This window comes from Bacillus sp. DTU_2020_1000418_1_SI_GHA_SEK_038 (assembly GCF_032341175.1).
GTDB lineage: Bacteria > Bacillota > Bacilli > Bacillales > Cytobacillaceae > Cytobacillus.
Genome location: NZ_CP135435.1, coordinates 2734316 through 2749762, shown reverse-complemented (window position 1 = coordinate 2749762; position 15447 = coordinate 2734316). Strand labels below are relative to the sequence as shown.

Sequence of the window (15447 nt, the reverse complement as noted above, 5' to 3'; positions counted from 1 at the left end):
GGGAAATATATTGCGTAATAATACGATGGGGTCTTTAATATGGTTGCGCTTAATGCGTTTTACTAATCGCAGTAACCAGCTTTCGAATGATTTTTTAAAGCGTTTTGATATAACAACAGCACAATTTGATGTGCTCGTGCAAATACAAGTATATCAGCCACTCACGCAAATGGAGCTAGCTGATAAGGTAACAGTCACCCAAGGCGGTATTTCCCGAATGCTTGTACGGCTTGAAAAAGAAGGCTATATCATACGCAAGCAAGATTGGAAAACTAAAACGATCAGTCTCACTGAGAAGGGCGAAGCGATATTAGATGAGGCGATGCCAGCTCAACTTGCGTTTCAATCGTCATTTTTTGATGAGGTTTTAAACGAGGAAGAAAGGAAAACATTGTACATGCTGATAACTCGTGTCCATAAACATAGCCAAAAAAAAGAATTACCGCCGGTGTAATTTTTTTTGCACTATCGCTTGATTAATCAAGTTAAATAACGGATACCCAATTTATATTTAAATTAATTAAAACTTTCCTGTTGACCAATACCTTAGTTTAATATATTATTAATTCGAGATAATTAACTAAAAGACATCTAAAGGAGATTACAAAATAATGAATATTCTAGTAGTAAAAGCAAACAACCGCCCAGCATCAGAAGCAGTATCATCTAAAATGTATGAAGCTTTTATGAATAGCATTGAAGGTGTAAATGTAACTACTTACGATGTATTTGCAGAAGATATGCCTTACCTTGGCCAGGATTTATTCAGCGCTTTCGGTAAAGTAGCGTCTGGCGAAGAAATGACAGACGTTGAAAAGCGTATTTTGGCTGCTAAACAAAAAGCAATGGATGCAGTAACAGCTGCAGATGTAGTTGTATTCGCGTTCCCATTATGGAACTTAACAATTCCAGCGAAATTGCAATCTTTCATTGACTATATTTACCAAGCTGGATTTTCTTTCAAATATGATGAAAATGGAAATGCAGTACAATTATTAACTGATAAAAAATTCGTTGTTCTAAGTGCACGTGGAGGTAATTACTCATCACCAGAAGCGGCACCAATGGAAATGGCTGCAACTTATATTAAAAATGTATGCGGCGGAGTATTCGGTATGAAGCTTGTTGATGAAGTAATTATTGAAGGTCACGCTGCGGCGCCAGATCAAGCTGAAACAATTATTGCTGAAGGTCTAGCAAAAGTTGAAGCCGTTGCAAAAGGTTTATCTGCAGTAACTGTTTAATGATTAAATAAAAGCCAACTATATAAAATGGAGTAAAATCTTAAATTAGATTTTACTCCATTTTTTTATTTCATATTATTCTAGTATGAATTCAACGATCATAGAACCATTTTGCTTTTTCACCCCTTCAATAAGTAAGTATTTACTGGTCCTTAACGACTCTATTCAGTATGATTAAGATAGACTTTATGTATTTTTAATAAAATTGGAAGTGAACGATTCTATGAAACTAATACTAACTGAAAAGCCATCAGTTGCGAAGAATATTGCTGATGCATTGAAAATCAAAAATAGAAAAGACGGATATTTTGAAGGGGATGGCTATATCATTACGTGGGCGTTTGGACATTTGCTGCAACTCTACGATGCCAAGGATTACGATGAAAAAATGGCAAAATGGAATTTGGATAACTTTCCCTTTATCCCATCAGGGTTTCGATATAAGGTAAAAAGCGATGCACGAAATAAAGGCAAAGAAGACCTTGGTGCAAAAAAACAATTGAAAATAATTTATAGTTTAATAAAAAGAAATGATGTAGGACAGATCATCTCAGCTTGTGACTTTGACCGGGAAGGACAAGTTATTGGGGATACGATTATTTATAATCTCAAGACACAAAAACAGGTTTATCGTTTATTGCTTAACGAATGGACACCAGATGAAGTGTTAAAAGGACTAAAAAATATAAAACCAAATACAGAAATGAGACCTCTGCAAGATGCTGGTATTAGTCGTCAGTGGGCTGACTGGGTTATTGGTATTAATTTGACATCAGTGGCAACATTAAAGTATCAGAAAGGTGCAGGGAAGGCCTTAAATATTGGAAGAGTGCTATTACCTACATTAAAAGTCATTTATGATCGAGATAAGGCAATACAGAACTTTATTCCGGAAGATTACTTTAAACTATCAGCAATTTTTAAGACTAGGGATGAAAAAGAATACGAGGGAACATATGTTGAAGACGAAGAGGATAAATTTAAAAACAAAGAAACACTAGAATTAATAAAACAAGCTCTATCCAATCAAAAAGCAACTATAATAGACAAACAAGTTGAACGGAAAAGAGAGTATCCTCCCTACTTGTTTAATCTTTCAAATTTACAGGGTTTTATTACGAGCAAATACAAAGGATGGACTTCAGATAAAGTATTAAAGGTAGCCCAATCACTTTATGAGAAAAAATACATTACGTATCCCCGGACAGCTAGTGTTGTATTGGAAGAAAGTCTAGTAGGTAAGGCGGCGAAGGTACTAGAAATTTTAAAAAAGGGATTACCGTTTGAGAATGAAATTAAATTTACGAAGGCTAGACGTGTTTTTGATAATTCAAAAGTGGAGAGCCATAGTGCCATCGTCCCAACGTATTTAATTCCAAAGTCCTTAACGCAAGATGAGAACATCGTTTATAGGGCTATTAAAAATCGCTTTATTATGCAGTTCATGCCTGTCGCAGAGCACGAAGAAACGAAGATTATGACTAAAATCAATAATAGTGAAATAAAAGGAGTTTTTATTTCAAAGGGAAAGGTACAACTTGTTGAAGGCTGGAAAAAGGTAGAGAAAATTGAATCGAAGGATACCATTTTACCCTTTGTAAATATAAATGAAATGGTTAGCATTATGGATCATAAACTGACTTCACACGTCACAAAGCCTCCAAAACATCATACGGAAAAAACTTTACTAAGAGTGATGGAAACGTGTGGTAAAGGGCATGATGATCAGGAAAGCGAAGAAATAATGGCTGCTATTTTAAGTGGTTTTAGTATCGGAACCCCTGCAACGAGAGCTGAAACAATAAAAAAGTTAAAAGATGTCGGCTATATTACAGTTCAAAACAAAAATTTACTCTGCACAGAGCTTGGCAATAATCTTGTCGAGACGTTCCCGATCAAGGAATTATTTGATTTAGAATTTACAGGCCGTCTAGAAAAAACATTATCTGATATTGAGAAACAAAAATTCACGAAGCAAGAATTCCTCAATGCAATATTTGATTTTACTATTAAATCTGTTGAAAGAATAAAAAATGAAAAACAAGTCATCATCAATGAAGTGACGAGGGAAAAGAGGCAAATTGAAGTGTTGGGAAAATGCCCTCTTTGCGGAAGTGGAGTTATTGAAGGACAGAAAGGGTTTGGCTGCAGCAATTGGAAAAATGGATGTAAATTTGTTATATGGAAGAATGATAAATTTCTAGCTGCAATGAAGAAAAAGCCTTCTAAAACGATGGTGAAAACTCTATTAAAAAATGGGGAGGTAACGGTAAAAGGTTTAACAAGCAAAAAAGGAAATAAGTTTAATGCTAATATGAGATATGAAAAAAATGCCGATAACGAATTCTTTAATTGGAAGATGGAGTTTATGAAGTAGCATAGAAACTAAGTAATATATATTTTGAAAAATTGGAATTTGGTGTATAGTCATTCTAAGCGATTTTTTAATATAGTATAAATGAGTAAATTAAGAGAGTGAGCGAATTCGAATGATTTCAACTGAAAATGATGTCTTACACTTTACTGATGAATTAGTTAGGGTTGAAAGTATTGTAAATACGAAAGGGGAAATTGATATTGCGAATAAAATTCACAATATCATCTCAAGCTTTCCATATTTTAAGGAATATCCGAACCAGCTCATCAAACCTCAAACATCAGATGATGAAGCGAAGAGATTTAATGTTTTGGCCTTTGTAAAGGGTACGAAGGACATTGGCAATAATAAAACTGTTATATTAATGGGGCATATCGATACGGTCGGGATTGATGATTTTGCCCATTTAAAGGATGTTGCGTGTTCTCCAGCTGAATTGATGGAAAAACTTAAAGACGAATCTTTGCCTGAACTTGTAAAGAAGCAGCTCCATTCAGGCGAGTGGTATTTTGGGCGCGGTGTTCTAGATATGAAAAGCGGGGTTGCCAGCAACCTATATCTGCTGAAATATTATTCAGAGCATCCAGAAGAATTATCAGGAAATTTAGTTTTTATCGCTGAATGTGACGAAGAAGATGGCTCCCATGGCGTTTTGTCTAGTCTTAAAAATTTGAAAAGATGGAAGCAGGACCATGGCTTTGATTATATTGGACTTATAAATTCAGACTTTGTTACACCATTATATGATGGCGATGAAAATCGCTATATTTATAAAGGGACGGTAGGCAAGCTTCTTCCTTCATTTTTTATAACAGGTGCTGAAACACATGTTGGCTCTGCCTTTGAAGGCTTAGACCCAAACTTTCTTGCGGCAGAACTAACGAGGCAAATAAGTTATAACCCAGATTTAAGTGATAGTTATCTTGGTGAAACGCCAGCTCCGCCTGTTTCATTAAAGCAAACAGATTTAAAGCCAAATTATACGGTACAAACGGCTTTATCAGCTTACGTTTATTTTAATTTCTTTGTTCATTCATGGTCTCCTCGAGAAGTTTTGAACAAGCTTTCTGATCAGGCTGAAATCGCATTTGAAAATGCATTAGCTACATTAAATGAACGCTATGCAATTTTTAATAGTAAGTGCAATCAGCCGAGTCAGAACCTCCCATGGAAAACGAGAATTCTGCTTTATGAGGATATGAGAGCCATGCTTGAAAAAGAGCATGGAGAACCATTTATTAAACATATGGAAGATTTTAAAGCTCAATTACTGGTAGACAAAAGCATAGATACGAGAATGTTTGCTGCCAGGGTCGTTGAGGAAGAATGGGATTGGATGACGGATAAGAGTCCGGCTATCATTCTATTTTATTCATCCCTATATTCTCCTGCCCTCGATTTAACAGGGAAGAATCAGCGAGAAGCAGATCTGTTGGAAGCTTTAGATAAGGCGGTAGAAGCTGTCCAGCCACAGTATGCTCACCCGATTGTGACAAAAAATTTCTTCCCTTATATTTGTGATATGAGCTTTGTGGCATTAAGTGATGATGAAGAAGAGATTCGAGCAGTAATGGAAAATAATCCAGGCTGGGGCACAAAACATTATGTGAATTATGAAGATATTCGCGATATAAACGTTCCAGCTATTAATATCGGTCCATACGGCTATGATGGACATAAGAAATATGAAAGAATGGAAATTCAATATTCAACCGAAATCGTACCGAAAATAACAAAAGAAGTGATACGTCAATTAATTGGCTAAAAATAGAGTACTTGCCCATGATAGGGCAGGTACTTTTTTTGAGGTATGTGTATACCTTTTTACTATTGGATAAACTGGGATATAGAAAGTGCATATATGGAAAGGGTACGATTTTATGAAAAAGCCAACGGCTACTAACATGAATCATTTAGCCTGGTCAACTCGCTCTTCATTCATGAGACACAATCTATGGTCCGGCTTCCTATTTGGCCTAGGTTTTGTATCTTTTATAGATGAAGCTATTTTTCATCAACTTTTGCATTGGCACCATTTCTATGACAAATCCACAACGGAAATTGGTTTGGTCTCAGACGGTTTTTTTCATGCTTTTAGTTGGTTTGCAACAGTCGGTTCGTTATTTATGGTAGCTGACCTTCGCCGCAGAAATTTATTTTGGCTAAAAAGATGGTGGGGAGGCATGCAGATTGGAGGAGGGGCATTCCAGTTATATGATGGTACAATCCAACACAAGGTAATGAGAATACATCAGATTCGCTATGTAGAGAATGTACTTATCTATGATTTGATATGGAATTTAATTGCAATTGTAATGATAGTAATCGGTACATTTATCCTTATTCAAACACGGAAGGAACTCCAACTAGTGAGAAGGGAAGCAGCAAATGAACAATAATCACATTCATCATTTTAGTGGAAATTCCTTCGGGCCCGTCTTATTGTTACTGCTAATTATCGCATTGATTATTTATATACTGGCAGTGGTTATATCAAATCGCCGTTACAAACGGTGGCCGCTATACCGAACTGCCTTCTGGATTTCCGGAGTGATCTGTATAGCTGCGGCGGCTGTCGGCCCCGTAGCAAATCACGCTGATTTCACTGCACACATGCTTGGTCATTTACTTATTGGAATGCTTGCTCCACTTCTTCTAGCGTTAGCCGCACCTATGACTCTTTTCCTGCGAATCCTTAATGTGAAATTTGCGCGCCGTCTATCACGCATCTTGAAAAGTTTACCGGTAAAAGTTGTTAGCAATCCTGCTGTTGCGTCTCTTCTTAATGTTGGAGGGCTATGGGTACTTTATACAACCGAATTGTACGGGGCAATGCAGAAGAATATGATTTTACATGTATTAATACACATACATGTTTTTTTAGCTGGCTACCTCTTTACTATCTCTATGATTTATATTGATCCGACACCACATCGCACTAGCTTCGTCTATCGTGCGATTATATTTGTGATTGCACTGGCTGGTCACGGAATTCTATCAAAGTACATCTATATTCATCCACCTAGTAACGTTCCCTTAGAGCAGGCAGAAATCGGAGGCATGCTAATGTACTATGGCGGGGATGCGGTTGATATAATAATTATATTCATTCTTTGCTTGCAATGGTATAGAGCAAGCCGACCTCGAACAGCGGTACATGAATCGGTAAGCTTGTAAGCTTTAAACCAGTTTTAAAACCTGCCCCACCTTTATATACAAACACTTTACTTTGAATTGTTCTTAACTTCAGAGAACCCCTTAAGAAAGAAAGTTAGTCTTGGTTAACTTTCTTTCTATAGAGGGTTTGTTGCTGTTAAATTTCAATAATTATCGGAAGGATCATTGGCTTTCTCTTAGTATGTGTGTATAGATATTCGCCTATAGATTTTTTTATTGTTTTTTTAATAATATTCCATTGGTGTTTATCTCCTTTTTGTAAATCGTTAACGGTTTTTGTAATAAGTAGATTAACATTTCTTAGGAGTTCCTCTGATTTTCTGTTATACACAAATCCGCGGGAAACGGTGTCGGGTTCAGAAACCAATTTTCCGTCAGTTTTGTTCATCGTTAAAATGATCACGAGCATACCATCTTCAGAAAGTTGTTTACGGTCACGCAACACAATGTCCCCGACATCACCTACACCTTCCCCGTCAACATACGTATTGCCTGCCGGTATTTTCCGAGTTTGACGGGCAATAGAGTTTTCAATATCTACGACATCGCCATTATTCATAATAAACGTGTTTCCTTGGTCTACACCAACTGATTCAGCTAACAATCGGTGATGATGCAGCATTCGATATTCACCGTGAATCGGAATAAAATATGTTGGTTTCATTAATGTAAGCATCAGTTTTAAATCTTCTTGATAGCCATGGCCAGAAACATGCATTCCTGATGAACTTCCCGTTCCATAAATTACATTGGCTCCAAGTGTATATAAGTTGTCTACGATCCGTGTGACATTCCGTTCATTCCCGGGGATTGGACCTGCGGCAAGGATAACTGTATCTTCAGGAAAAATCTCTACACCTCTATAGTTTCCGGTTGATAGACGAGAAAGAGCAGCTAATGGTTCACCTTGACTGCCTGTACATAAAATAGCGACTTTTTCGGGAGCCATTTCATTGATTGCATGAGGTTCAATTAACATTCCATCAGGAACTGTTAAGTAACCCCGTTCCATGGCAACATCCACTACATTGACCATGCTTCGTCCAAGCAAGGCAATCTTTCGATTTGTTTTTTGTGCAGCATCCACGACTTGCTGAACGCGGCTAATATTTGAAGCGAAGGTTGAAAGAATAACTTTGCGTTCTGCTCTTATGAAAGCTTCTTCAATATGTTTACCTACCATTTTCTCTGTTGGGGTAGAACCTGGACGTTCTGCGTTTGTGCTTTCTGACAATAGAAGGAGGACACCTCTCCTGCCGATTTCAGCCATTTTATGAATATCTGAATGCTCATTATTTGCAGGAGTCAAGTCAAACTTGAAGTCTCCAGTATGCACGATATTACCTTCAGGTGTATTGAAAACAATACCTAAACAATCGGGAATACTATGATTCACTTTGAAAAAGCTTACACTTATTTCTTCGAATTTTAAATTTGAATTTGAGTTAATTTCAATCAATTCAGTTTCTCTTAAGAGTTTATGTTCTCTTAATTTTAATTCGATTAAACCTAATGTAAAACGTGTTGAATAAACTGGTACATTTAATTTCTTTAGGAGGTATGGAATCCCTCCGATATGATCTTCATGTCCATGAGTAACAATCAGCGCTCTGATTTTATCTTTATTTTCGAGTAAGTATGAAATATCAGGAATAATCAAATCAATTCCTAATAAACTTTCATCCGGAAACTTATTACCACAATCGATGATCAAAATATCGTTTGCATACTCGATTGCATACATATTTTTCCCGATTTCATTCAATCCACCTAAGGCAAAAATGGATAATGTATTCTTTCCTGTGCTCAAGGTCATATCCTCCCAAATTCATTAAGTTATTAGTAGTATTTCCTACGGGAGACCTATTTATAAGAGAGGCTGCTCCGTTAATCTCATTAATCGTGAAGACTTGCATTTAAATTAATGTAATTAGAAGGGTTGAATAAGAAAGTGGGAGCAATGGGATAATATTTGAAATGTAAAAGGCTTATTTTATTTAAAATGGAGGATAATATGGAGCTTTCTTTATTGTTAGAGTATGGCTGGGTTTTACTTATTTTGATTCTATTGGAGGGTTTATTATCTGCAGATAATGCTCTTGTTTTAGCAATTATGGCAAAGCATTTGCCGGAAGAACAACAAAAGAAAGCAATTAATATTGGTTTGCTATTAGCATTTATATTTAGAATCGGTGCAATTTTTATTATTTCGTTCCTCTTCCATGTTTGGCAAGTTCAAGCGATTGGAGCTGCTTATTTAATCTTCATCGCTTTAAAACACTTGCTAGGAAGAAACAGCGAAGATAAAAATAAAAAAGGGAAAAGCTATCGAATGACCGTTGCCCAAATTGCACTTGCGGATATCGCATTCGCAGTTGACTCTATTTTAGCAGCAGTTGCTCTTGTCATTGACTTACCTGATACGCCTATGAGGGAAATAGGCGGTATGGATGGCGCTAAATTTATTGTTATTATCCTTGGTGCAATTGCAGGCTTAATTGTTATTCGATATGCAGCAGGTTTGTTTGTTCATTTATTGACAAAACGCCCTAGCCTTGAAAAAGCTGCAATGTTATTAGTTGGCTGGGTTGGGGTTAAGCTATTGATGCATACTCTTGCTCATCCTTCAGTGCACATTATTTCTCATGATTTTGTCGAAGGAGTAGTCTGGAAGTCAATCTTTTGGTCAGTTATGCTCCTTATTGCTTTAGGTGGTTGGTTTTTATCTAAAGAGAAAACGAACTGATAAAAAATTGTAAGTATATTTCTAACTATTAGAAGACGAGGTTTCATTGCCCGTGAAGAGTGAAAAGAGTGGTTCCCCGCTAAATAGAAGAGGTATCATTCCCCGATTAAATGGTAAACATCCACCCCAAAGGCTATATTCGCAAAATCAAATTGATTCTTATCCGCTTCACTATCCTTGTCTCTCTTATACAAATGTAGTAAACTTTTAGAGGACTTACGAATTTTAGATAAAAACACGCATTGTAGGTGTGTACATATCATAAAAAGAGAAACGCGTTTGTCTAGTTCATATGGGGGGTGCGAGATGCCAACACCTAGTATGGAGGACTATATCGAACAGATTTATATTTTAATTGCTGAGAAAACATATGCCCGTGTTTCAGATATAGCAGAAGCTCTTTCTGTACATCCCTCCTCTGTAACAAAAATGGTTCAGAAGCTTGATAAAGATGGGTATCTAGTTTATGAAAAATACAGAGGCTTAAGTCTGACTTCAAAAGGTAATAAGATTGGAAAAAGGCTTGTATTTCGGCATGATTTGCTGGAACAGATGCTTCGGATAATCGGGGTAAAAGAAGAAAATATTTATGATGATGTTGAAGGGATTGAACATCATTTAAGCTGGGATGCAATCGACAGAATTGCTGATCTTGTGCAGTTTTTTGAAGAGGATTCCGAGCGGATTGAAGCATTAAGAGAGATTCAAAGACAAAACGAAGAGCAAGAACAATGATAGGGACCTGCAAATGTAGCAGGTCCTTTAATTTTATTTCTGGTATACCATTTAGAAGTAAGCTGTTTTTTTAAAAGGATTCCATATTTTTTTAGAGAAATAATAATGGGGTTGAAGTATACATTGGCTACATAGAGAGCGAGGGGAATAATGGAAAAGTTTGAATGGAGTAAAGAAGCTGAGAAGCAATGGGATGAGAAATCTGCTAGCTGGAATTCAATGAGCAAAGAAATGTGGGAAAGTGGAAGCAGGAAAGATATTGCACCATTTTTTTCTGAAAATGTCCCATCTGGAAGCACGGTCTGTGATCTTGGATGTGGAGATGGTTTTGGGTCATTAAAGTTAGCTGAGGCTGGATATATTGTGACAGGGATTGATGTTTCAGAGGAAATGATTGAGAAGGCAAAAGAAATAAATCAAAATAATCGTTCACAATTTATAAAGGGTGATATTTCTTCAGTTCCCTTTGACGAAGATAGCTTTGATGCTGTCATGGCGATAAACTCTTTTGAGTGGACCGAGGATCCGCTTAAAGCTCTAATCGAAGCACAAAGAATTGTAAAGCCTGGAGGATATGCATGCATCGGTATTCTAGGGCCAACAGCAGCTCCGAGAGTAAATAGCTATCGGAGACTATATCAGGAAAAGGTTATTTGTAACACGATGATGCCTTGGGAGTTTGAGAAACTGGCAGAAGAGAATAATTGGCATAAAGTCGGCGAACTAGGCGTATATAAGCGTGGAGCAGCCCAGCTTCCTATAGGGTCATTATCACTAGAATTAAGACATTCACTTTCATTTATGTGGGTTTTTATGTTGAAAAATGGTAAGCAAGATAAGGAGGATGACCATTGAGCCGTTATTCAATTCATGATTTTGTACAGTCGACTCAGCAGCAGGATAAAGGGGAAGGTTTATTTGAGCTTGAAACGCCTAGAATATTAGAAATTAATTTAACTAATCAAATATGGGCAAAGACTGGGGCTATGATATCATACCGCGGCAATATTAAGTTTGAGCGTGAGGGTATTCTTGAACATGGGCTTGGGAAACTGTTTAAAAAAGCATTAACTGGTGAAGGCACTTCTTTAATGAAAGCGACTGGGAATGGAAAATTGTATTTAGCCGACCAAGGGAAAAAGATCTCCATCCTACATTTACAGGGGGATTCAATTTATGTGAATGGCAATGATTTACTTGCGTTCGAGCCTTCAATCAGCTGGGATATTAAATTAATGAGACGAGTGGCTGGAATGCTTTCAGGCGGGCTTTTCAATGTTCGTCTAGAAGGGAAGGGCATGGTTGCGATAACTTCACATTATGAGCCATTAACCTTGCTCGTTACTCCCGATAATCCTGTTTATACAGATCCAAATGCAACTGTTGCTTGGTCAGGGACCTTGCAGCCTGAGTTTGTAACTGATATTTCTTTCAAAACCCTCCTGGGAAGAGGAAGTGGAGAATCCATTCAAATGAAATTTTCTGGAAATGGATTTGTTGTAGTTCAGCCTTTTGAGGAAGTGTATTATTCGCAGCAATCATAATTAAGTGAGGCAGACCGTATTGATCTGCCTCCTCCTTTTAATCCCACTCATAAGGAGTTTCTTGGTATACATAATAATTTAGCCAATTAGAAAATAATAAATGTGCATGGGAGCGCCATCTGTTTAATGGCTGCTTCGATGGGTCATCATTTGGAAAATAATGCAAAGGAATTTGAATATCCAATCCCTTTTGAACATCTCTTCGATATTCTTCAGCTAATGTATCCGCTTCATACTCTAAATGTCCTGTTATCATAATTTGTTTCCCATTATTTGCACTCAAAATAAATGGACCAGCTTCTTCAGACGTAGAAAGTAACTTTAATGTTGGATGTTTTTCCAGCTCTTCTATGAATATATCAGTATATCTGGAATGTGGAGCTAGAAAGGCATCGTCAAATCCCCTAAGTAATTTTTCCGAACGATCAAGGACTTGATGGGTGTAGACACCAGAGCATTTTCCTGCTAGCTCGTATTTTTTTATGCCGAAATGGTGGAACAATGCGGCTTGGGCACCCCAGCAAATATGTAAGGTGGAGGTTACATGGCTCTTCGTCCAATCCATAATTGCAGATAGCTCCTCCCAATAATCTACTTTTTCAAATGGGAGCAATTCAATAGGAGCTCCTGTTATAATCATGCCATCAAATTTGCGGTGCTTGATGTCAGAAAAGGTAGTATAAAACTGCTCGAGATGCAATGGGCTTGTGTTCTTTGATTCATGTGTAGCTGTCCTCAGAAAAGAAATATTGACTTGTAGTGGTGTATTCCCTAAAAGCCTTAATAGCTGTGTTTCTGTTTTTTCTTTTTCAGGCATTAAATTTAAAATAAGTATATTTAAAGGTCGAATATCCTGCATCAGTGCACGATCATCATCCATAACGAATATATTTTCTTGTTCTAAAATTTCTCTTGCCGGCAGAAGCTGTGGAATCTTAATAGGCAAATCATCATCCCCTTGTTAGAAAATTCAATTAAAATCTATTATAATGATGAAAAACGTCTGTAGCAATGATTAAGAAGTTCGAAAATAAAAAAACTTTTTATTCATACTCTACTAGTAATAAAATAAATGGTACAATGAAAAGGTAGGAAACGTTTACATAATTGTGATGCATAGGGGGATAAAAAATGAATGTTAAACCAATTGTAAAGTCAGACATTGAAATCGCTCAACAATCACCAATGAAGCCAATCACAGAAATTGCGGAAAAAATCGGTCTTCAAGAAGATGACCTGGAGCTTTTTGGAAAACACAAAGCGAAATTATCAACAGCCGCATTAAAAAAGCTTGAAACAAAACAAAGTGGAAAAATCATTCTTGTTACTTCTATAAATCCTACTCCTGCTGGAGAAGGGAAATCAACTGTAACCGTTGGCTTAGGGGATGCCTTTACTAAAATTGGCAAAAAAGCAATCATTGCGATGCGTGAACCTTCACTTGGTCCGACAATGGGTGTAAAGGGCGGTGCAACAGGAGGAGGTTACTCCCAAGTTCTGCCGATGGAAGATATTAACCTGCATTTCACTGGTGATCTTCACGCCATTACGACTGCTAATAACGCTCTTGCAGCATTCATTGATAATCATCTTCAGCAAGGTAATCAGCTTGGCATTGACCCGCGAAGAATTGTTTGGAAACGGACTCTTGATATGAATGACCGGGCTCTAAGAAAAGTGGTAATCGGATTAGGAGGTCCTGTTCAAGGTGTTCCTCGTGAAGATGGCTTTGATATCACAGTAGCATCAGAAATCATGGCTGTACTATGTCTTTCTACTGATTTGAAAAATTTGAAAGATAGACTTGCGCGTATGGTCATTGCCTATAATTACGATAAGCAGCCTGTAACAGTAGCTGACCTCGGTGTTCAAGGGGCATTAACAATGCTGCTGAAAGAAGCAGTTAAGCCAAATCTTGTTCAGACAATTGAGCATACACCTGCCTTTATTCATGGAGGCCCATTTGCTAATATTGCACATGGCTGTAATAGTGTAATCGCAACAAAAGCTGCTTCAAAACTTGCTGATTTTGTCGTTACGGAGGGTGGATTTGGCGCTGATCTAGGTGCTGAGAAATTCCTGCACATTAAATCTAGGAGTGCCGGAATTAAACCAGAAGCAGTTGTTATTGTAGCGACGATTAGAGCATTAAAAATGCATGGCGGCGTTCCAAAAACTGAGCTAGGAAAAGAAAATGTACAAGCCCTTACAAAAGGCTTTGCGAATCTAAAGAAGCATATCGAAACAATTGAAAGCTTTGGTCTGCCATTTGTTGTAGCGGTTAATAAATTTATTACAGATACTGAGGATGAAGTAAAGGCGTTAATGGATCTTTGCAGTCAGTCTAGTATTCCTGTATCATTAACTGAAGTTTGGGAAAAAGGCGGAGAAGGCGGCGTAGACCTTGCAAACAAGCTTCTTGAAGTTATTGAAAAGCAAGAAAACAACTTCGAGCCTTTATATGATCTTTCAGACACACTAGAAAATAAAATCCTTACAATTGCACAAAAGGTTTATGGTGCTGAAAAGGTTGAATTCTCATCAAAAGCGAAGAAGCAGCTTCAAGATTTCGAAAGCTTTGGATGGGGCAGCTTGCCAATCTGTATGGCTAAAACTCAGTATTCCCTTTCAGATGATCCTGCCAAGCTTGGCCGTCCAACTGGCTTCTCCATTACGATTAGAGAACTAAAGCCATCTGTTGGTGCTGGATTCATTGTTGCACTTACAGGAGATGTGATGACAATGCCAGGATTGCCTAAATTGCCAGCGGCGCTCAAAATGGACGTAGATGAAAATGGCAATGCAATGGGATTATTTTAATAACTATTTAGATGTTTGATCCGACAGCGTTTGAAAATATGAAGGTAGTGATTGAGGGAGCGCTTTATGATCGTGATTTAGCTGGGGATATTATCATAATTGATCGTAATGACCTTATTAATACCGCAAAGCTATCCAGGCGGTATGAAGTTACTTTTTCTAAACAACATGATGTTGAACATATCCATTGTTCTATCATCATGGAAGCTGGCCTTGAAAACTTGGCTGCTGAGCTTTTGCCAGCAGTCCAATCTGATCGATTGTCCGGCTCTCACCTCTTTGTAAGGTTCTTAACTATGCATTTGAATGAACTTAAGATTTTTCAAGAGATTGAAGAAGGACTTAAAGATATTTGGGGCAACGATCGAACAATAAGGCAGTCAATCATTCTTAATCCCTTCTTAAACGAAAAATTTATAAAGAATGAAACGGTCATAAGCTTCAACAGGTTAGTCTCTGAGGAGCAAATGGATGATTTAGTGACAATGACGGATTATATGATCGATAGTCTGGATAGATTGAGGAATATAATAAAATAGCCTTTTTTAAGCTCTGCCTTTTCTTAGGCAGAGCTTTTTTAAGGAAAGTTCAAAATTATCTTTACATTATTATATTGAGCTAATACGATTAATAAAAATGGGATTCGTTTGGACTAGTAAATAGTACCTAGAATAAAATTTGAGAAAAGGTATATGAATAAAGAATCATTTCAAGTAAACTATGTGCAGAAGGTAAAAAATTAAAAGAAGTTAAGCTTTATTTTCTATGCTCAAACAAATCTAGCAAACTCTTTTTTGAGTCAGA

At 37.1% G+C, this 15447-nt stretch carries 14 protein-coding genes; 12 read left to right on the top strand and 2 right to left on the bottom strand.

Features of this window, described 5'->3' with window-relative positions:
• Window positions 1–10: 10 nt before the first annotated feature.
• The 6 genes from RRV45_RS13585 (at window position 11) to RRV45_RS13560 (ending at window position 6798) form a co-directional block, all read left to right on the top strand.
• Window positions 11–454, top strand: coding sequence for a MarR family winged helix-turn-helix transcriptional regulator (locus tag RRV45_RS13585; RefSeq protein ID WP_315665231.1), 444 nt, complete (start codon window positions 11–13; stop codon window positions 452–454).
• A gap of 157 nt (window positions 455–611) precedes the next feature.
• Window positions 612–1244, top strand: a complete 633-nt coding sequence (locus RRV45_RS13580) for an FMN-dependent NADH-azoreductase (RefSeq protein WP_315665230.1) — start codon at window positions 612–614, stop codon at window positions 1242–1244.
• 223 nt (window positions 1245–1467) lie between these two features.
• Entirely contained in the window at window positions 1468–3621 is a 2154-nt protein-coding gene (locus tag RRV45_RS13575) for a type IA DNA topoisomerase (RefSeq protein WP_315665229.1), read from the top strand.
• Between the two features lie 112 nt (window positions 3622–3733).
• Window positions 3734–5386, top strand: a complete 1653-nt coding sequence (locus tag RRV45_RS13570) for a M20/M25/M40 family metallo-hydrolase (RefSeq protein ID WP_315665228.1) — start codon at window positions 3734–3736, stop codon at window positions 5384–5386.
• Between the two features lie 115 nt (window positions 5387–5501).
• Complete coding sequence (locus RRV45_RS13565; protein WP_315665227.1) at window positions 5502–6020, top strand: DUF2243 domain-containing protein; 519 nt, start codon at window positions 5502–5504, stop codon at window positions 6018–6020.
• Window positions 6010–6798, top strand: coding sequence for a cytochrome c oxidase assembly protein (locus tag RRV45_RS13560; protein WP_315665226.1), 789 nt, complete (start codon window positions 6010–6012; stop codon window positions 6796–6798). Before RRV45_RS13565 ends, RRV45_RS13560 begins: the two co-directional genes overlap by 11 nt.
• A gap of 136 nt (window positions 6799–6934) precedes the next feature.
• On the opposite strand, the gene RRV45_RS13555 is transcribed toward RRV45_RS13560, so the two are convergent.
• Window positions 6935–8608 carry a ribonuclease J gene (locus RRV45_RS13555; RefSeq protein ID WP_315665225.1) on the bottom strand — a complete coding sequence of 558 codons (1674 nt, stop codon included), beginning with the start codon at window positions 8606–8608 and terminating at the stop codon, window positions 6935–6937.
• A 204-nt stretch (window positions 8609–8812) separates the two neighbouring features.
• On the opposite strand from RRV45_RS13555, the gene RRV45_RS13550 reads away from it, so the two are divergent.
• From RRV45_RS13550 to RRV45_RS13535, 4 genes are all read left to right on the top strand, one after another.
• Entirely contained in the window at window positions 8813–9544 is a 732-nt protein-coding gene (locus tag RRV45_RS13550; RefSeq protein WP_315665224.1) for a TerC family protein, read from the top strand.
• A gap of 306 nt (window positions 9545–9850) precedes the next feature.
• Window positions 9851–10279, top strand: coding sequence for a transcriptional regulator MntR (gene mntR, locus RRV45_RS13545; RefSeq protein WP_315665223.1), 429 nt, complete (start codon window positions 9851–9853; stop codon window positions 10277–10279).
• 150 nt (window positions 10280–10429) lie between these two features.
• Window positions 10430–11134 (top strand): class I SAM-dependent methyltransferase, encoded by a 705-nt coding sequence (locus RRV45_RS13540; protein WP_315665222.1) that lies wholly within the window; start codon window positions 10430–10432, stop codon window positions 11132–11134.
• Window positions 11131–11823, top strand: a complete 693-nt coding sequence (locus tag RRV45_RS13535; protein WP_315665221.1) for an AIM24 family protein — start codon at window positions 11131–11133, stop codon at window positions 11821–11823. Before RRV45_RS13540 ends, RRV45_RS13535 begins: the two co-directional genes overlap by 4 nt.
• A gap of 37 nt (window positions 11824–11860) precedes the next feature.
• Here RRV45_RS13535 and metA read toward each other — a convergent pair whose 3' ends face one another.
• Window positions 11861–12769, bottom strand: coding sequence for a homoserine O-acetyltransferase MetA (metA, locus tag RRV45_RS13530; protein ID WP_315665220.1), 909 nt, complete (start codon window positions 12767–12769; stop codon window positions 11861–11863).
• Window positions 12770–12954: 185 nt separating this feature from the next.
• Between metA and RRV45_RS13525 the strand changes: the two genes are divergently transcribed.
• The gene (locus RRV45_RS13525) at window positions 12955–14643 is read left to right on the top strand and encodes a formate--tetrahydrofolate ligase (protein ID WP_315665219.1); all 1689 of its coding nucleotides are present in this window, start codon (window positions 12955–12957) and stop codon (window positions 14641–14643) included.
• Between the two features lie 38 nt (window positions 14644–14681).
• A complete protein-coding gene (locus RRV45_RS13520) occupies window positions 14682–15182 on the top strand; it encodes a hypothetical protein (RefSeq protein WP_315665218.1) in 501 nt (166 codons plus the stop codon).
• The last annotated feature ends 265 nt before the right edge of the window (window positions 15183–15447 follow it).

What these genes read in the sequence shown, in the direction of transcription:
- RRV45_RS13580 (WP_315665230.1), top strand. Translation starts at nt 612, where the DNA reads ATGAATATTCTAGTAGTAAAAGCAAACAACCGCCCAGCATCAGAAGCA.
- RRV45_RS13575 (WP_315665229.1), top strand. Translation starts at nt 1,468, where the DNA reads ATGAAACTAATACTAACTGAAAAGCCATCAGTTGCGAAGAATATTGCT.
- RRV45_RS13570 (WP_315665228.1), top strand. Translation starts at nt 3,734, where the DNA reads ATGATTTCAACTGAAAATGATGTCTTACACTTTACTGATGAATTAGTT.
- RRV45_RS13565 (WP_315665227.1), top strand. Translation starts at nt 5,502, where the DNA reads ATGAAAAAGCCAACGGCTACTAACATGAATCATTTAGCCTGGTCAACT.
- RRV45_RS13560 (WP_315665226.1), top strand. Translation starts at nt 6,010, where the DNA reads ATGAACAATAATCACATTCATCATTTTAGTGGAAATTCCTTCGGGCCC.
- RRV45_RS13550 (WP_315665224.1), top strand. Translation starts at nt 8,813, where the DNA reads ATGGAGCTTTCTTTATTGTTAGAGTATGGCTGGGTTTTACTTATTTTG.
- mntR (WP_315665223.1), top strand. Translation starts at nt 9,851, where the DNA reads ATGCCAACACCTAGTATGGAGGACTATATCGAACAGATTTATATTTTA.
- RRV45_RS13540 (WP_315665222.1), top strand. Translation starts at nt 10,430, where the DNA reads ATGGAAAAGTTTGAATGGAGTAAAGAAGCTGAGAAGCAATGGGATGAG.
- RRV45_RS13525 (WP_315665219.1), top strand. Translation starts at nt 12,955, where the DNA reads ATGAATGTTAAACCAATTGTAAAGTCAGACATTGAAATCGCTCAACAA.
- RRV45_RS13520 (WP_315665218.1), top strand. Translation starts at nt 14,682, where the DNA reads ATGAAGGTAGTGATTGAGGGAGCGCTTTATGATCGTGATTTAGCTGGG.